We start from the raw sequence: 18,545 nt of genomic DNA, 5'->3' as shown, positions 1-18,545 counted from the left end.
TCCGACCCCGGGCGGTGGCACCGCGCGGGGGCCTCCGGGTTGCCCTCGGGCGCGAAGCGGGCACGCCGGTGTCAGAGCTGGCGGTCGCGGAATCGGTAGGTCGCGCGCAGATCCCGCGTGATCGCCTTGACGGTCTTGCTGCGTTTGCCGCTCTGGCGGGCGTCACCGCGGGTGGCCGCCCACTGGCTTTCCCGCATCAGTTTGCGGTACCGATCGAGCCGCCCCAGGTCCAACTCGCCGGTCACGACCGCGTCCTGCACCGCGCACCCGGGTTCGCTGCGGTGTTCGCAGTCACCGAAGGCGCAGTTGCGGGCATAGGCCTCGATCTCGGCGAACACCTGCCCGACCCCGTCGGCGACATCCTGAACGCCGATGCCCCGCAGGCCCGGAGTATCGATGAGCACCCCACCAGCGGGCAACACCAACAACTCGCGATGCACGGTAGTGTGGCGACCCTTGCCATCGACGGCGCGAACCTCGTTGGTGCCCATGCCTTCCCGGCCCAGCAACGCGTTGGCCAGACTCGACTTACCGGCCCCGGACGGACCCAGCAGCACTGCGGTCCCGGTCACGGTTGCGGCCAGCCGCTCGAGGCCCACACCGGTAGCGGCGCTGGTAGTGAGGATGTCGACGCCGGGAGCCAGCGCGGCCACCACAGCCTCGTCCGTACCGGGGTGCTCGGCCAGATCGGCCTTGGTCAACACGATGACCGGCCGGGCGCCGCTGTCGAAAACCAGCGCCAGCAACCGCTCGATGCGACCCGCGTTGACCGGGGCCGCCAGCGAGACCGCGATGACGACGGTGTCGACGTTGGCCGCGAGCACTTGTTGATGGGAGGTTCGGTCCGAGGACGCGCGAGCAATCGCGGTGCGGCGCGGAAGCAAGGCCACCACCAGTGGTTGCGGTCCCGGGCGTAGCGCGGCCCAGTCGCCGGTGCACACCATGTGCTCACGGTCCGCGCCGCTGACCATGCCGCTGCCGGCGCGCACCGGCCCCGAGGCGGTGAGGGTGTCACATCGGCCGCGGTCGACCCGCACGATACGGGCCGGTATCAGCCCGGCGGCGGCATGTTCAGCGAACATCGCCGCGAACGTCTCGTCCCAGCCGAGCGCGGACAGCTCTCGCGAAGACGATAAGGAAGCCGAAGAAAGGTGAGGTGAATGCATGATGAGACCCTTGGATGAAGGAGCCCCGTTCGAACACGAAAACCAACAGCAGCATCACCGAGAGCACAGCTCGCGGTGACTACCGGCAACGGGTAATCGGGTCTAGACCGGGGCCCGGGACGTGAGGATGGTCCGGGCGCTGCGCACCGCAGCGGTCTTCACCGCAAACATCAACTCACCTCCCATTCTCTCGCACTCCAGGTCAAACACAGACGACCCAAACTAGCACGCGGCCAACGATCCCCGCTCGCAGATTGTGAACACCTTCATATCAGAGGAGACCACTACGGCCACGGCGCGCGAGCGGGGCCGATCCCGCCGCGGGCGCGACGGGGCCATCGCGAAGAATTCGCCGTTCAGCTCGGTCCGGATGCTCGCGGCCACCACGCCGCCAGCCCGGTCTCGATGCGGACGTGCTCGACCACAACGGCCGGGACGTCGTCGAGCTTCGCGACACAGCCCAGCCGCTGACGGCACTTCAACCGCCGAGTCGCCAACGGAGGACTGGAACCTAAGATGCTGCCGCCGCGAGCGTGCCGAGGAGGAACCAGGGAGCCGCGGGGAACCGGTCAGGACTGTCTGTGCAGACGAAGCCGTCGATGGCGAAAGTCGCATGCGCTCACCCCGATCACGATCCCGGCACTCGGAGGCCGCGGGCCGCGGTCCCGGGACCGAGCGGTCCTAGTGGCCGATCCGGTCGGCGTCGGCGATGTTGGCCAGACGCACCTGCCCGTGCGCGACCGTGCGGTCCTTCTCGTCGACGATCGCGACCTGCCACAACTGCTGGGTGCGGCCGCGTTGCACGGGGGTCGCGGTGGCGGTGAGCACCCCCTCGCGGGTGGCGCGGATGAAGTCGGTGTTGTTGTTGACGCCGACGACGTGACCGCGGTCGCCGAACCACAGCGCCCCCGCGATGCTCGCCACCGACTCGATGACCGCGCAGTACACCCCGCCGTGCACGATGCCGTACGGCTGGTGATGATTCGGCGTCACCGTCCACTGCGCGACCACCCGCTCCGGGCCGGTTTCGACGAATTCGAGTCCGAGCACGGTGCCGAATCCGACGTTGTTCGCGTCGGTGGTGGCGGCGGGATCGGGGGTGAGCTGGTCGGTCATGAGGTCTCCGTCGTCTCGTGTTGTCTCGTCGGATGGTAGGCGCTTGCATGCGGTCGACGACGTCGGGGCGCGGGGCCGGGCCGGTGCCCGGAAAAAAGATCCGGCGGACCCCGCGGATTCGCGGGGCCCGCCGTGGGAAGGACCGGGAGTCTCTGCAGCCCTCAGGACTCCGGCGCGGTCCGACAGTAGGTGACAATCATCATTGTAGGAAAGGCTGCCCTAATCAGGCAAGGCCCCGGACCGGGAAACCCGCGGAAACGAACGCGTCGAGCAGCTGCTGACCGCGGCGCGTGGAGACCCGCCGCGACGAATCGGCGAGCAACGGCAGCTGCGCGGCCCCGGTGACGACCGCCCGGCCGACCAGCGACCAGTAACGCGCGCCGTCGATCGGGGCGCAACCCTGCAGCGTCCGATGCACCGCCGACAACGCGGTGACCGCGCGGTGGGCGGTCCAGATCGCGAGCGCCCGCTCGCACGGCAACACCACCACGCCGCGGGCGCCTTCGGCCGGATCGCCCGGCAGCACGCGCAGGGTGTCGTCGGCGACACCGGCCCAGTCGATGCCGCCGTCGCTGTCCTGGTGCACCCACAGGTTGTCCAGGCCGGGATCCCAGGCGCGCCCCTCGACGAGGAACGGCGCCAGGACCCGGCCGACGACCACGTGGATCAGCGCCCCGGCCACCTGCTCGACCGCGATGCGCGGATCCACGACGTCCTCGAGCACGCGGCGGTAGAGCAGTCCGACGCGCTGACCCCGATCCTCACCGGCCAGGCGCCACCAGCGGCGGCGCGGTTCCTCCTCGACGCGCGCAACGGCGTAGACGCGAGGGGCATCCGGCGTCAACGCGCGCAGCCGGGCGCGCGTGTCGTCGAACGCGGCACCCTCGACCGCACGGATCGGCGGGACCCCGAGACGGGTCAGCAGCAGAGTCGACACCCACACACCTCCTGATCGGCAGCCACCCCGCGATGGGCTTAGGTTAGCCTAACCATGGCATGCCTGGGGCGGTCGCGCAACTCGACACGCCAGGGAGTAGATAGGATTCCGTAACCTAACTTCCCGCGGACCTCGTCCGCCCCGGCCCGGCACCGATACCGAGGAGCACCCGCGCACGTGACCACGATCCGACACCCGGGGCCCTCACCGGCCGCACCCGATCCGGGTCCACCGGCGACCCCCGCGCGGCGCCTGACCGCCACCGCGCTCGACACCGCACTGTTCGCGATACCGCTGGTGATCGGCGCGTTGCTCGTCGACACCCTCGGCGACGCGAACGGCGGCGGACAGACCGACCGCATCGTCTTCGGATTCGCCGCCGCGGCCGCCGCCGCCGGATTCCTGGTGTGGAACAACGGCCGCCGCGAGGGACACACCGGCAGCAGCCTCGGCAAGCACTGGACCGGTCTGATCACCCGCGACGCCGACACCGGCGTCCCCGTCGGTACCCGGCGCGCCCTGCTACGCCGGGGCACCGAGGTCGTCACCGCCGAGATCGCCGCCGCCGACGGCTTCACCCCCCGCCCGCCGGACAACACCGTCACCGGGATGCGGCGGCGCCGGCTGCTCGGTCTGGCCGCCCTCATCGTGCTGCTCGTCCTGGTCCTGCTCGCCAGCATCTCCATCGGGGCCCGTCCCATGACCTTCGCCGAGGTCTTCCACGCGCTCACCGTCGACGACGGCTCCGAAACCGACCTGATCGTGCACACCCTGCGCATCCCCCGCACCGTGCTCGGACTGGTCGTCGGCGTCGCCCTCGGGATCGCCGGCGCCCTCATCCAGGGACACACCCGCAACCCTCTCGCCGACGCCGGCCTGCTCGGCATCAATGCCGGTGCCGCGTTCCTCGTCGTGCTCTCCATCTACCTGTTCGGGATGACCACCCCGTCCCAGTACCTGTGGTTCGCGTTCGCCGGTTCCCTGCTGGCCGCCGTCACCGTCTTCGGATTCGCCTCCCTCGGCAACGGCCACGCGAGCCCCCTGAGCCTGGCGCTGGCCGGTGCCGCGGTCGCGTTCTTCCTGCAGGCCATGACCAACACGGTGGTCCTGCTCGACCAGACCACCCTCGACGGCTTCCGCTTCTGGGTGGTCGGATCGGTCGCCGGCCGCGGTACCGACGTGCTGTGGCAGGTGCTGCCGTTCCTCGCCGCCGGCGCGATCATCGCCCTCGCCGGCAGCCCCGGCCTCAACGTGCTCGCCCTCGGCGAGGACGTGGCCCGCTCGCTCGGCACGAATGTCGCCGTCAGCCGCACCGTCGGGATCGTCGCGATCACCCTGCTCACCGGGGCCGCCACCGCCGCGTGCGGACCGATCGCGTTCATCGGCCTGATCGTCCCGCACATCGCCCGTGCGATCACCGGACCCGACTACCGGTGGCTCGTGCCCTACGCGGGCCTGCTCGGCGGCGTGCTGCTGCTGCTCGCCGACGTCGTCGGCCGCATCGTGGTCCGCCCCGGCGAACTGCAGGTCGGTATCGTGCTCGCCCTGATCGGCGCACCCTTCTTCATCGCCCTGGTCCGCCGACGGAAGCTGGTGTCCCTGTGACCGATTCGATCACGCTGCCGGCCCCGTCCCGGCGCACCCGCCGACCGGTGCAGATCTCCACCGCGATCCCGTCCCGACCGGCCCTGCGGATCGGACGCGTGTCGCTGGTGTGGCGCGGCCGGCACGTCGCGGTGTGCGGTCTGCTCGCCGCCGCCGCGTTTCTGCTGCTGTGTGTGAGTCTCGGCCGCGGCGACTACCCGCTGTCGGTGCCGCAGGTGCTCGAGGTTCTCGTCGGCGGCGGCGAACGCCTCGACCGGTTCATCGTCCTGGACCTGCGCCTGCCCCGAAGCGTCGGTGCCCTCGTGGTCGGCGCCGCCCTCGCGGTGGCCGGCGCGATCACCCAGTCGCTGTCGCGCAACCCGCTGGCCAGCCCCGACATCCTCGGCATCACCGCCGGGGCCGGCGCCGCGGCCGTCGCCCTGATCGTGGTGACCAGCGGTGGATCGATCGTCGGGTTCCTCGCCGGCCTCGGCCTGCCCCTGGCCGCGCTCACCGGCGGCCTGCTCACCGCCTTCGTCATCTACCTGCTGGCCTGGCGCAACGGCGTCGAGGGATTCCGACTGGTCCTCATCGGCATCGGAGCCAACGCCATGCTCATCGCCCTGACCAACTGGATGCTCGTCTCCGCCGACATCAACGACGTCGCCCGCGCCCAGGTGTGGCTCACCGGATCCCTCAACGGCGCCGCCTGGAGCCAGGTGGCGCCGGCCGCGCTCGCCCTGGCCGTCATCGGCACCTGGCCCCTGATCGCCGGCACCACCGTCGGGGCCCTGCGCCTCGGCGACGACACTGCCCGCTCCCTCGGCATCCGGCTCCACACCCAGCAGGGTCTGCTGCTCGCCGCGGCGTGCGCCCTGGCCGGCATCGCCACCGCCGCCGCCGGACCCATCGGCTTCGTCGCCCTGGCCGCCCCCCAGCTCGCAGTGCGCCTGGTCCGCGCCGACGGCCCCCCGATCATTGCGTCCGCGCTCACCGGCGCGGTGCTCGTCGCCGGTTCCGACCTCATCGCCCGCACCGTCCTGCCGGTCGCCCTGCCCGTCGGACTGGTCACCTCCGCCCTCGGCGGACCATTCCTGCTCTACCTCCTCGTGCGCTCCAACCGGAAGGCCTCCATATGACCGGCATCACGATGTTCGACACGTCCGGCACCGGCACGGCCGGCATCGACGGGGCGGCGCCCGCCGAACCGCGACTGGTCGCCGAGCACCTGTCCCTCGGCTACGGCGACCGTCTCATCGTCGACGATCTCGACCTGACCGTCCCCACCGGCGTCGTCACCACCGTCATCGGACCCAACGGCTGCGGCAAGTCGACGCTGCTGCGCGCCCTGAGCCGGCTGCTGCGCCCGCGTGCCGGCAGCGTGCTGCTCGACGGCCACGCCATCGCCTCGATGCGCACCCGCGAGGTGGCGCGGATCCTCGGCATGCTGCCCCAGGCCCCCGTCGCCCCCGAAGGCCTGACCGTCGCCGACCTCGTCGCCCGCGGCCGGCATCCGCACCAGTCGTGGCTGCGCCAGTGGTCCTCCGACGACGAGGACGAGGTCTCCGCCGCCCTCGCACGCACCGGCATCACCGACCTCGCCGACCGTCCCGTCGACGAACTGTCCGGCGGTCAGCGTCAGCGCGCCTGGATCTCGATGGCCCTCGCGCAGGGCACCGACATCCTGCTGCTGGACGAGCCGACCACCTACCTCGACCTCGCCCACTCGGTGGAAGTCCTCGACCTCGTCGATCGGCTGCACAGCGAGTTGGGCCGCACCGTGGTGATGGTGCTGCACGACCTGAATCTCGCGGTGCGCTACAGCGACCACCTCGTCGTGATGAAAGCCGGCCGGATCGTCGCCGCCGGTGTCCCCGCCGAGGTGATCTCCGTCGAGCTGCTGCGCGAGGTGTTCGGACTCGACGCCGCCGTCATCGACGACCCGGTGTCCGGGCGTCCCCTGATCGTCCCGATCGGCGCGCGGCACGTCTACGGCACCGTCGGCGGTGCCGACAGTCCGGATGCTGTCGGGGACCCCCACGACACGCGGGGCGACCAGGCCGAAAGACCCTACGACCAGGGGTAGTACGCATGCGCGTCGGAGAGTCCGTAGAATCGTCGCATGGCAGCACTCGGCGAACTCGAGCGAGCAGTGATGGAGCACCTCTGGGCCTCCACCGAACCCCAGACGGTGCGGCAGGTCCACGAGGCCCTGTCCACCCGACGATCCCTCGCATACACCACGGTCATGACCGTCCTGCAGCGTCTCGCGAAGAAGAATCTGGTCATCCAGCAGCGCGACGACCGTGCCCACCGCTACCTGCCGGTGCACGGTCGGGACGAGCTCGTCGCCGGCCTGATGGTCGACGCCCTCGACCAGGCCGACCGCCGTGGCCGCACCGCTGCACTCGTCCACTTCGTCGGACGCGTCGGCGCCGACGAAGCCGCAGCGCTCCGCGAAGCCCTGGCGGCCCTCGACGCCAAGGAAACCGCCACCGGCGTGGCCGAGCAACACACCGGTCGCGCGAGCTGACACACTCGATGCCATGAACGCGACCACCCCGCTGGTCTTCGGCATCCTCGCGCTGCTGCTCGCCGGCCCCGTCCCGGCGCTGCTGAGCAGGGCGACCTGGCCGGACCGCACGCCCCGCGCCGCCCTGGTGCTGTGGCAGGCGGTCGCGCTCGCCGCGGTGCTGTCCGCGTTCAGTTCCGGTCTCGCCATCGCGGCATTGCTGCTGGTTCCCGGCCAGGACGGTCGTCCCACCACCGAACCGCTGCGCGAAATCGACGCCCTCGGCCTGCCGCTGTGGCTGACCTACGTCGCCGTGTTCGCCGCGACCCTGCTGATCGGGGCACGGCTGATCTATTCGACCCTGCGCGTGGCGGTCCGCACCCGCCGCCGCCGGTCCCGGCACCGCATGCTCGTCGACCTGCTCGACCGGCGTGAGAGCGGCGCCGCGATCCGCCAGCTCCCGCACGTGCGCATCCTCGACAGCGCCGACCCCATCGCCTACTGCCTGCCCGGCCTGCGGCACCGCGTGGTGCTCAGCGAAGGCACCCTCGACCACCTCGACGACACCGAACTGCGCGCGGTGCTCAGCCACGAACACTCCCACCTGCGGGCCCGGCACGATCTCGTCCTCGAAGCATTCACCGCGGTGTACGAGGCGTTCCCTCGGTGGGTGCGCTCCGGTTCGGCACTCGGCTCGGTGCAACTGCTCATCGAGATGCTCGCCGACGACTCGGCGGTCCGGGCCACCGGGCCCGGACCGCTGGCCCGCGCCCTCGTCACCTGCGCCGAATCGCGCACCCCTACCGGGGCAATGGCCGTCGGGGGACCGTCGACGCTGCTGCGCGTCCAGCGACTGGCCGGCCCCGGCGCCGACACCCGCACCGCCGCGGTCGCCTACACCGCCGCGGCCGCGATCCTCGTGGTTCCGACCCTCGCGGTCGCGGTGCCCTGGCTCGTCGAAGTGGACCGCCTCCTGCGCTCCTGGTGACGCACGTCACGTTCCAAAACCCGCGGCGCCGATCTCCACACCACCCGACGAGAGGGGAAGCTGTACCCATGACCGTCGAAGACTCCGCAACCCCCGCAACGCCCCGTGCCCAGATCGGTGTCACCGGCCTGGCCGTCATGGGATCGAACATCGCCCGCAACTTCGCCCGCAACGGCTACACCGTCGCCCTGCACAACCGCAGCGTCGCCAAGACCGACGCGCTGCTCGCCGAGCACGGCGGCGACGGCGACTTCGTGCGCACCGAAACGGTCGAGGAGTTCGTCGCAGCGCTGGAGAAGCCCCGACGCGTCCTGATCATGGTCAAGGCCGGCGACGCCACCGACGCGGTCATCGGCGAACTCGCCGACGCCATGGAGCCCGGCGACATCATCATCGACGGCGGCAACGCCCTCTACACCGACACCATCCGCCGCGAAGCCGAGCTGCGCGCCCGCGGCCTGCACTTCGTCGGCGCCGGCATCTCCGGCGGCGAGGAAGGCGCCCTCAACGGCCCGTCGATCATGCCCGGCGGCCCCGCCGAATCCTACGAGGCGCTCGGGCCGCTGCTCGAGAAGGTCGCCGCCCAGGTCGACGGCACCCCCTGCTGCACCCACATCGGCCCCGACGGTGCCGGGCACTTCGTCAAAATGGTGCACAACGGCATCGAATACGCCGACATGCAGCTCATCGGCGAGGCCTACCACCTGCTGCGCGACGCGCTCGGATTCGACGCCGGCCGCATCGCCGACGTGTTCTCCGAATGGAACGCCGGCACCCTCGAGTCGTACCTCATCGAGATCACCGCCGACGTGCTCCGCCAGACCGACGCCGCCACCGGCAAACCCCTCGTCGACGTCATCGTCGACGCCGCCGAGCAGAAGGGCACCGGCCGCTGGACCGTCAAGTCCGCGCTCGATCTCGGAGTGCCCGTCACCGGCATCGCCGAGGCCGTCTTCGCGCGCGCCCTGTCCGGCTCCCGCGACCAGCGGGCCGCGGCCCGCGGGCTGGCCTCCGGCACCCTCGGCGCCGCCCCCACCGACGCCGCCCAGTTCACCGAGGACATCCGCGCCGCCCTGTACGCCTCGAAGATCGTCGCCTACGCGCAGGGCTTCGACCAGATCGCCGCCGGCAGCACCGAATACGGCTGGAACGTCGACCGCGCCGCCCTCGCCACCATCTGGCGCGGCGGCTGCATCATCCGCGCCCAGTTCCTCAACCGCATCAAGGAGGCGTACGACGCCGACCCCGCCCTGCCCAGCCTGATCCTGGCACCGTACTTCCGGCAGGCCATCGAAGCGGGCATCGACAGCTGGCGCCGCGTCGTGATCACCGCCACCGCCCTCGGCATCCCGGTCCCGGCGTTCGCCTCGTCCCTGTCCTACTACGACGGGCTGCGCGCCGAACGCCTGCCCGCCGCCCTCACCCAGGGCCAGCGCGACTTCTTCGGTGCCCACACCTACGAGCGCACCGACCGGCCCGGCAAGTTCCACACCCTGTGGAGTGGCGACCGCAGCGAAGTCGACGCCTGACCCGCACCCGCACATGACCGGCACCGCGGCAGCATCGGCGGCGTGCGCGCTCGCCGCCGCCGTGCTGTTCGCGGCCGCCAGCGTCGCCCAGCAACGCTCGGCAGCGGCCGTCCCCGGCGGCCGGTCGCTGCTCGGCGCCCTCATCCGCAGCCCCCGGTGGTGGGCGGGCATCGTCGGGGACGGCGGCGGCTACCTCCTGCAAGTCGCGGCGCTCGCGCTCGGCGCGATCCTGATCGTGCAACCGCTGCTCGTGACCTCGCTGCTGTTCGCGCTGCCCCTGTCCGCGGTCGTCACCGGCCGCCGCATCGACCGCACCACATGGGTGCTCGCCAGCGCCCTGTGCGTGTCCCTGGCGGTGTTCCTCGTCGTCGGCAACCCCACCGAAGGACAGATCGACGCGGCCGCCCGGCACTGGGCGCTGCCGCTCGCGACGGTCCTGGCGGTCGTCGCCGCGGCCGCCACCGCCGCCCTGTTCCCCCTCGGACCGCACACCCGGGCCCTGCTGCTGGGCACCGCCGGCGGCCTGCTCTTCGGCGTCGCCGTCGTCTTCACCAAGCACGTCACCGACCTGTTCGAACACGGCCCGGGTGCCGTCCTCGGCTCCTGGCAGACCTGGGCCCTGATCGCCGCCGGCCTCACCGGCGGCTACCTGCAGCAACTCGCCTTCCAGGCCGGGGCGCTCGGTGCGTCCCTGCCGGCCCTGACCATCGGCGAACCCCTCGCCGCGGTGTTCCTCGGCATGACGGTTCTCGGTGAACGGCTGCGCGTCGACGGAGCCGCCCTCGCCGCGGTCGCGGCCGCCGTCGTCGTCATGCTCGCCACCACCATCGCCCTGTCCCGCGACCAGGCCCACCTCACCCCCGACGGCACCGGGTCCGGCGACGCCGACCCGCACGGCGCGACCGACCCGGACATCGCCCAGTAGAATGGTTCCCCATCCGACCACGCTCGGCGCGCGGCGACGTCGCCGCCGAGCCCGACGAGAGGAACCAGGTGCCCACGGCACCCACTATCCCCAGCACGGCACTATCCCCGGCCGCGATGGCCGACGCGGACTCCGACTCCGCCGGTTCGGAGGGCTCCTCTAGCGAGCCGGGTGACAGACCCGGCGGAACCGAAACCCGGCAGGGGCACGGCTGATGTCCGTTCTGCTGTCACTCCTGGCCCTGGTCGGCTTCGTTGCGCTGACCGCCGGCACGGCCCTGTTCGTGGCCGCCGAATTCTCCCTGACCGCGCTCGAACGCAGCACAGTCGACGCCCATGCCCGTGACGGCGACCGTCGCGCCCGTCAGGTCCAGCACGCACACCGCACCCTGTCGTTCCAGCTGTCGGGGGCCCAGCTGGGCATCACCATCACCACCCTGATCACCGGCTACCTCGCCGAACCGGTCCTGGCCCGGTTCCTGACCCCGCTGCTGCGTGCCGTCGGCGTCGGCGAATCCGCCGCTGCCGGCATCTCCCTGGCCCTCGCCCTGATCATCGCCACCTCGTTCTCGATGATCTTCGGGGAACTGGTCCCGAAGAACCTGGCCATCGCCCACCCCCTCGGCACCGCCCGCGCCACCGCGGGACTGCAGGTGGCGTTCTCCCTGGCGTTCAAATGGGCCATCCGCGGCCTGAACGGATCCGCGAACTGGGTCGTGCGCCGACTCGGCATCGAACCCGCCGAGGAACTGCGCTCGGCGCGGTCCCCGCAGGAGCTGGGTTCCCTGGTCCGGGCCTCCGCGGAGAGCGGCGTCCTCGACGAACGCACCGCGCTGCTCGTCGACCGCTCCCTGCGCTTCGGCGATCGCACCGCCGAAGACCTGATGACCCCGCGGGTCACCATCGAATGCCTCGACCAGCACGACACCGTCCTGGACCTGATCGACGTGTCCGATCGCACCGGCTATTCGCGATTCCCGGTGATCGACGGCGACCTCGACGCCACCATCGGCGTCGTGCACGTCAAGCACGCCTTCACCGTCCCCGGCCCCCGCCGCGCCCACACCCCGCTGCGCACCCTGGCCCGCCAGGTACCGGTCGTCCCGTCCACCCTCGACGGCGACGAGGTGATGGAACGCGTCCGCGCCGACGGCATGCAGGTCGCGCTCGTCGTCGACGAGTACGGCGGCACCGCAGGCATCATCACCATGGAGGACCTCATCGAGGAGATCGTCGGCGACGTCCGCGACGAACACGACGAACCGGAACCCGACGCCCGGCAACTCGACGACGGCTGGTCCTGTTCCGGGCTGCTGCGCATCGACGAGATCGCCGGCGTCACCGGCTACCGGGCACCCGACGGTGACTACGAAACCGTCGGCGGCCTGATCCTCACCGAACTGGGCCGCATCCCCGACACCGGCGACGAGATGCTGCTCCCGGCTCGCCCCGGCACCGAAACGGAACGCTGGCTGGCACGAGTCCTCGTGATGGACGGACACCGCATCGACCGGGTCCTGCTCACCCCGGTCCCCCCGGACAGCGCAGAACCCGACACCGCAGAACCCGACACCGCCGACGCCCCTGCGGACGAGACCGGCACGGACGAGCACAGAATCGGAGACGAGCGATGAACGACCTGCTCGGCGTCCTGCTCACCGTGCTGCTCCTCGCCGGCAACGCCTTCTTCGTCGGCGCCGAGTTCGCGCTCATCACCGCCCGCCGCGACCGGCTCGAAGCGCTGGTCACGCAGGGTAAGAAACGCGCCCAAACCGTGATCGACGCCGGGGAACACCTGTCGTTGATGCTCGCCGGATCCCAGCTCGGCATCACGATCTGCTCGATCCTGCTCGGCCGCGTCGGTGAACCCGCGATCGCTCACCTCATCGAGGCGCCGCTCCACGCGGCGGGGCTGCCGGACTCGCTGCTGCATCCCATCGCGTTCACCATCGCGCTCGCGCTCGTGGTGATCCTGCACATCCTGCTCGGCGAGATGGTGCCCAAGAACATCGCGATCGCCGGACCGGAACGCACCGCGATGCTGCTCGTCCCCGTGCACCTGCTGTTCATGCGTGTAGCCAAACCGCTCATCGCGTTCTACAACCTGTGCGCCAACCGGACCCTGCGCCTGATGCGGGTGGAACCGAAGGACGAGCTCGAGGTCACCGTCACCGCGATCGAACTGTCGGAAATGATCGGCGAGTCCCGCTCCGAGGGCCTGCTCGACGCGGAGGAACACCGCCGCCTCATCCAGGCCCTGGAAACCAGCGGCCGCACCGTCACCGAGGTGATGATCCCCCTCGACCGGGTCCGGACCGTGCCGGTCACCACCCGCGGCACGACCCTCGGCGCCGTCGAACAGGCCGTCATCGACACCGGCTACTCCCGCTACCCGACCCTCGACGCGGCCGGGACGGTCACCGGCTACCTCCACATCAAGGACGTCCTGGACCTGGTGCGCGACGAGAACGCCGGACCCGACACCGTCATCCCCACCGAAGAGGTGCGGGTCCTTCCCCGGGTCGCGCTCACCAGCGGACTCGACGACGCCCTCGCGCTGCTGCGGCGCACCAGCTCCCATCTGGGCGGTGTCGTCGGGACCGACGGCACGGTGATCGGCATCGTGGCCCTCGAGGACCTCGTCGAGGAGTTCGTCGGGACCGTGCGCGACGCCACCCACCGCATCGCCGACCCGGCCCCGGGCCACCCCCGCACCCCGTGAGCCGCCCCCGATGAGCACCGATACCGCCGTGGACACCGGCACCCACGCAACGACGGTTCCGGCCGAATCGGACTGGACCGACCGCCGCGACCGGCATCGCACCGCGGTCGACGAGTTGCTCGCCGGGCACCTGCGCCGGCGCGCGGCGCGGCAGCCGCATCCCGTGCACGACTTCCTGTTCACCTACTACAACCACCGGCCCAACCAGCTGCGGCGCTGGCATCCCGGATTCGGGGTGGTCCTGGTGGGCGACGACACCCGCGACTATCGCGACCACCCCGCCTACACACGAGTCGTCGTGGACGGGAAGCCCGGTGTCACGGTGTCCCGGCGCGCGGCGCTCGACCGGCTCGGCACGGTCGAGTTCGTGCGGGATCTGCTCGCGGCAACTGCTTCCCGGCCGCCGCAGCTGGGCTGCTTCGGGCTGCACGAGTGGGCCATGGTGTACCGCACGGACGACGACGGGGTGCGGCACAACGCGGTACCGCTGAGGCTCGGGCACGCCGGCACCGACGCCGTGCTGGAATCATTGCAGTTGCGCTGCAGTCATTACGATGCGTTCCGGTTCTTCACTCCCGACGCGACACCCCGCAACAGCGACATCCTCACCCGGCAGACCCAGATCGCGCGAGAACAACCCGGCTGCCTGCACGCCGGCATGGACCTCTACAAATGGTGCTACAAACTGTCCCCGCTCATCGATTCGGACCTGCTGCTGGAGTGCTTTCGGCACGCCCGGGCGGCACGTGAGCTGGACATGAGGGCCAGCCCGTATGATCTGAGCGATTACGGCTACTCGCCCATCACGATCGAGACTGCCGCCGGGCGCGCACAGTACGTCCGCGAGCAGTCGGCGCTCACCACTCGCGCCGCGGCCCTGCGTCAGGAGCTGCTGAATCGATGCACCGCCCTGGCGGCGTGTCTCACCGACACGCGCAGAACTACCGGCGGGTAACATGTTTGGTGTTTTCGTGCGGCCCCGGTCGGCCCGACCGAACCGGGTGCACAGCTACCGGAAAGAGTGAGGCAATGACAGAACGCGTTCAGGTGGGCGGACTCCAGGTCGCCAAGGTGCTCTACGACTTCGTCAACAACGAGGCCATCCCCGGCTCCGGGGTGGACGCGGACGCATTCTGGGCCGGCGCCGACAAGGTGGTCCACGACCTCGCTCCCCGCAACCGCGAACTGCTCGCCATCCGCGACGAGCTCCAGCACAAGATCGACACCTGGCACCGTGACCGCGCCGGACAACCCCACGACGCCGCCGCCTACAAGGCGTTCCTGCAGGAAATCGGCTACCTCGTGCCGGTGCCCGCGCCGTTCGAGGTGACCACCGCCAACATCGACGCCGAGATCGCCACCACCGCCGGACCGCAGCTGGTCGTGCCGGTCCTCAACGCCCGCTTCGCGCTCAACGCCGCCAACGCCCGCTGGGGCTCGCTGTACGACGCGCTGTACGGAACCGACGCCATCTCCGAGGAAGACGGCGCCGAGAAGGGCACCGGCTACAACAAGGTGCGCGGCGACAAGGTCATCGCGTGGGCCCGCGACTTCCTCGACAAGGCCGCACCGCTGGCGACCGGCTCCCACACCGGCACCACCGGCTACCGCATCGAGGACGGTGAACTGAAGGTCACGCTCGCCGACGGCACCGTCACCACCCTCGCCCAGCCCGAGAAGCTCGTCGGATACCTCGGCGACACGAACGCCCCCACCTCGATCCTGCTGCGCAACAACGGCCTGCACATCGATATCCAGATCGACCCGCAGTCCCCGATCGGCAGCACCGACACCGCCGGCATCAAGGACCTCGTTCTCGAATCGGCCGTCACCACGATCATGGACTTCGAGGACTCCGTCGCCGCCGTCGACGCCGACGACAAGGTCGTCGGCTACCGCAACTGGCTCGGCCTCAACCGCGGCGACCTGTCCGAATCGTTCCGCAAGGGCGACAAGACCCTCACCCGCACCCTCAACGGCAACCGCGTCTACACCGCGATCGACGGCAGCGACCTCGAGCTGCACGGCCGCTCCCTGCTGTTCGTCCGCAACGTCGGTCATCTCATGACCAACCCCGCCGTCCTCGACAGCGAAGGCAACGAGGTCCCCGAGGGCATCCTCGACGCCCTCGTCACCAGCCTGTGCGCCATCCACGGCCTCCACACCGACGAGGCGCACGGCCCGCTCGGCAACAGCCGCACCGGCTCGATCTACATCGTCAAGCCCAAGCAGCACGGCCCCGACGAATCGGCCTTCACCACCGAACTGTTCGGCCGCGTCGAAGACGTCCTCGGCCTGCCCCGCAACACCCTCAAGGTCGGCATCATGGATGAGGAGCGACGCACCACCGTCAACCTCGCCGCCGCCATCCAGGCCGCATCCGAGCGCGTCGCATTCATCAACACCGGCTTCCTCGACCGCACCGGCGACGAAATCCACACCTCCATGGAGGCCGGAGCCGTGGTCCGCAAGGCCGCCATGAAGCAGCAGAAGTGGATCCTCGCGTACGAGGACTGGAACGTCGACACCGGACTGGCGCTCGGTCTGCAGGGCAAGGCCCAGATCGGCAAGGGCATGTGGGCCATGACCGACCTCATGCACGACATGCTCGTGCAGAAGATCGGCCAGCCCAAGGCCGGCGCCAACACCGCCTGGGTGCCCTCACCCACCGGTGCGACCCTACACGCCACCCACTACCACGAGGTCGACGTCTTCGCCGTCCAGGACGAGCTGAAGGGCAAGACCCGCGCCACCGTCGACGACATCCTCACCATCCCGCTCGCCGACAACACCGACTGGTCCGACGCCGAGAAGCGCGAAGAACTCGACAACAACTGCCAGTCCATCCTCGGCTACGTGGTGCGCTGGATCGACGCGGGCGTCGGCTGCTCCAAGGTGCCCGACATCCACGACGTCGCACTCATGGAGGACCGCGCCACCCTGCGCATCTCCAGCCAGCTCCTCGCCAACTGGATCCGCCACGACATCGTCACCGAAGCCGACGTCGTCGCCGCCCTCGAGCGAATGGCCCCCGTCGTCGACCGCCAGAACGAAGGCGACGCCGGCTACCGTCCCCTGGCCCCGAACTTCAGCGACAACATCGCCTTCCGGGCCGCCAAGGAACTGATCCTCGAAGGCGCCAAGCAGCCCAGCGGCTACACCGAGCCGATCCTGCACCGCGCCCGCCGCGAATACAAGGCCGCCAACGCCTGATCCACACAGCGCGAACGCGGGGCCCCGTCCGACCCGGACCGGGGCCCCGCCTCATTTTCCGTACACTGCGGGAGCCGGAAAAGGGAAGAAACGAGGCGGACGAACACGTGAGTCGACATCGCGGCGCCGGCGGCGTCAGAGGCATCAGCAAAGGCCCCATCATCGCCGTCGTCACCCTCGTGCTGCTCGTCCTCGCCACCATCGGCTGGTTCCGCCTCCGCGACCACATCGACAACCAAGGCATCCAGGCCGCCCAGACCTGCGTCGAGGGCGACGCCGTCCTCGAGATCAGCGCCGACCCCACAATCGCCCCCACCCTCACCACCCTGGCCGCACAGTGGACCGCCGACACGCCCCGCGTCATCCGCGACCACTGCCTCACCGCCCACGTGACCGCCACCGCCGGCACCCCCGCCGCCGCGGCCCTCGCCGACGCCGCCTGGAACCCCGCCCTCGGCCCCGAACCCGCACTGTGGGTACCCCTCGACACCCGCGCCACCACCCGCGCCGAACCAGCCGTCGACGGACAACCCAAATCCCTCGCGACCTCCCCCCTCGTCCTCGCCGTCCCCCCGGAACTCGCCCACGCGCTGACCAGCGCCGGAACCGACTGGTCCCAACTGCCCGCACTGCAAACCCGACGCGACGCACTGGACGCGCTCGGACTCCCCGGATGGGGCACCCTGCGCCTCGCCCTCCCCACCGGCGCCGGCACCGATGCCACCACCGCCGCGGTCGAGGCCGTCGCCGCCGCCGTGACCACCACCGGCACCGGCCCCCTCACCGTCGACCGCGCCGAATCCCAACCCGCCGTCGCCGCCGTCACCGCACTCGCGCTCGGCGCCAACACGATCGGCGCGGCCGCCGGCCCCACCACCGCCGACGCCCTGATCGCCGTCGCAAGTGCACCCACCGCCACCGGCGAGGTACACGCCGTGCCCATCGTCGAACAGAGCCTGTACACAGCGCTGAAGAACCACACCGTCGCCGGCATCACCACCTACCGGCCCCCCGGACCCGCCCCCCACGCCGACTACCCCGCCGCCATCGTCGACGCCCCGTGGGTCGACGAGACCCTCGCCCGCGCTGCCGCCGAGTTCGTCGACTACGTCCGGCAACCCGAACAGGCACGTGCCCTCGCCGACGCCGGATTCCGCGTCGACGGACAACCCACACCCGCCGGGGCACCACTGCCGTTCGAACCGACCGCCCCCGCACTGGCCGCCCCCGATCCTGCCACCGTCGACGCCCTGCTCTACACCCGGCTCAATCCGGTCCCCGCCCGCTCCACCACCGTCCTGATCGACACCAGCGCGTCGACGCGATCGGACTCCTCGACCACCGTCACCACCACGCTCGCCGCGATCCTCGACCGCTCACCCGACCACTCGGCCATCGGACTCCGGACCACCACCGACCCCGCCGCGGTCGCGCTCGGCGCCCTCACCGCGGAACAGCGCGCGGCACTGAGCCAAGCCCTGGCAGCCCGCGGGACCGGAAACACGAACACCACCTTCGACGCGATCGCGGAGGCCTACCGCGACACCGCCGACGGCTACACGGCCGACCGGCCCAACTCGCTGCTCATCATCACCACCGGCATCGACGACGACGCCACCGCACGCGAGGAACTCCTCGACCTCATCGCCGAGACACACGGCCGCGGCCGGGACATCCGCATCGACGTCGTGATGCTCGACGCCCCCGCAACGACAACCACAACGCCCACCACCGCAACCGACGGCGGCGACCTCGAAACCCTCGTCGCCGACACCGGCGGCACCTTCACCACGATCGATCCGGACGACGGCACCACACTGTCCGACACACTCCGAAAGCTGATGTTCTGACACC

16 protein-coding genes are annotated in these 18,545 nt (G+C 70.8%); 12 read left to right on the top strand and 4 right to left on the bottom strand.

Annotated features, from left to right (window positions below; genetic code table 11):
- Positions 1-71 precede the first annotated feature (71 nt).
- The 4 genes from rsgA to RZ1_RS00310 form a co-directional block, all read right to left on the bottom strand.
- A complete protein-coding gene (gene rsgA / locus RZ1_RS00320) occupies positions 72-1,166 on the bottom strand; it encodes a ribosome small subunit-dependent GTPase A (protein WP_072808104.1) in 1,095 nt (364 codons plus the stop codon).
- Between the two features lie 356 nt (positions 1,167-1,522).
- The gene (locus tag RZ1_RS30370) at positions 1,523-1,663 is read right to left on the bottom strand and encodes a hypothetical protein (protein ID WP_169917816.1); all 141 of its coding nucleotides are present in this window, start codon (positions 1,661-1,663) and stop codon (positions 1,523-1,525) included.
- A gap of 184 nt (positions 1,664-1,847) precedes the next feature.
- Entirely contained in the window at positions 1,848-2,282 is a 435-nt protein-coding gene (locus RZ1_RS00315) for a PaaI family thioesterase (protein ID WP_068160387.1), read from the bottom strand.
- A gap of 223 nt (positions 2,283-2,505) precedes the next feature.
- Entirely contained in the window at positions 2,506-3,204 is a 699-nt protein-coding gene (locus RZ1_RS00310) for a hypothetical protein (RefSeq protein ID WP_072808708.1), read from the bottom strand.
- Between the two features lie 192 nt (positions 3,205-3,396).
- Between RZ1_RS00310 and RZ1_RS00305 the strand changes: the two genes are divergently transcribed.
- From RZ1_RS00305 to RZ1_RS00250, 12 genes are all read left to right on the top strand, one after another.
- Positions 3,397-4,824: a FecCD family ABC transporter permease gene (locus RZ1_RS00305; RefSeq protein ID WP_072808101.1), complete on the top strand. Its 1,428-nt coding sequence runs from the start codon at positions 3,397-3,399 to the stop codon at positions 4,822-4,824.
- An 8-nt stretch (positions 4,825-4,832) separates the two neighbouring features.
- On the top strand, positions 4,833-5,942 hold the full coding sequence (locus RZ1_RS00300; RefSeq protein WP_072808706.1) for a FecCD family ABC transporter permease: 1,110 nt from the start codon (positions 4,833-4,835) through the stop codon (positions 5,940-5,942).
- A gap of 11 nt (positions 5,943-5,953) precedes the next feature.
- On the top strand, positions 5,954-6,889 hold the full coding sequence (locus RZ1_RS00295) for an ABC transporter ATP-binding protein (RefSeq protein ID WP_083583459.1): 936 nt from the start codon (positions 5,954-5,956) through the stop codon (positions 6,887-6,889).
- A 36-nt stretch (positions 6,890-6,925) separates the two neighbouring features.
- A complete protein-coding gene (locus tag RZ1_RS00290) occupies positions 6,926-7,336 on the top strand; it encodes a BlaI/MecI/CopY family transcriptional regulator (protein ID WP_072808098.1) in 411 nt (136 codons plus the stop codon).
- Positions 7,337-7,349: 13 nt separating this feature from the next.
- Positions 7,350-8,303, top strand: coding sequence for a M56 family metallopeptidase (locus tag RZ1_RS00285; RefSeq protein WP_072808095.1), 954 nt, complete (start codon positions 7,350-7,352; stop codon positions 8,301-8,303).
- A 68-nt stretch (positions 8,304-8,371) separates the two neighbouring features.
- Positions 8,372-9,832, top strand: coding sequence for an NADP-dependent phosphogluconate dehydrogenase (gene gnd / locus RZ1_RS00280; RefSeq protein ID WP_072808092.1), 1,461 nt, complete (start codon positions 8,372-8,374; stop codon positions 9,830-9,832).
- Between the two features lie 13 nt (positions 9,833-9,845).
- Positions 9,846-10,757 (top strand): DMT family transporter, encoded by a 912-nt coding sequence (locus tag RZ1_RS00275; protein ID WP_072808704.1) that lies wholly within the window; start codon positions 9,846-9,848, stop codon positions 10,755-10,757.
- 214 nt (positions 10,758-10,971) lie between these two features.
- Entirely contained in the window at positions 10,972-12,390 is a 1,419-nt protein-coding gene (locus RZ1_RS00270) for a hemolysin family protein (RefSeq protein ID WP_072808089.1), read from the top strand.
- Entirely contained in the window at positions 12,387-13,478 is a 1,092-nt protein-coding gene (locus RZ1_RS00265; RefSeq protein ID WP_072808086.1) for a hemolysin family protein, read from the top strand. The genes RZ1_RS00270 and RZ1_RS00265 overlap by 4 nt, the downstream gene beginning before the upstream one ends.
- A 10-nt stretch (positions 13,479-13,488) precedes the next feature.
- Positions 13,489-14,433 (top strand): 3-methyladenine DNA glycosylase, encoded by a 945-nt coding sequence (locus tag RZ1_RS00260; RefSeq protein ID WP_072808083.1) that lies wholly within the window; start codon positions 13,489-13,491, stop codon positions 14,431-14,433.
- A gap of 74 nt (positions 14,434-14,507) precedes the next feature.
- Positions 14,508-16,691, top strand: coding sequence for a malate synthase G (locus RZ1_RS00255; protein WP_072808080.1), 2,184 nt, complete (start codon positions 14,508-14,510; stop codon positions 16,689-16,691).
- 107 nt (positions 16,692-16,798) lie between these two features.
- Positions 16,799-18,541, top strand: a complete 1,743-nt coding sequence (locus RZ1_RS00250; protein ID WP_244899306.1) for a substrate-binding domain-containing protein — start codon at positions 16,799-16,801, stop codon at positions 18,539-18,541.
- The last annotated feature ends 4 nt before the right edge of the window (positions 18,542-18,545 follow it).

This window comes from Rhodococcus zopfii NBRC 100606 = JCM 9919 (assembly GCF_001895025.1).
Classification (GTDB): Bacteria; Actinomycetota; Actinomycetes; order Mycobacteriales; family Mycobacteriaceae; genus Rhodococcus; species Rhodococcus zopfii.
Note: the sequence above shows the minus strand (reverse complement) of the source record. Positions and strands in the feature narration are given on the sequence as shown.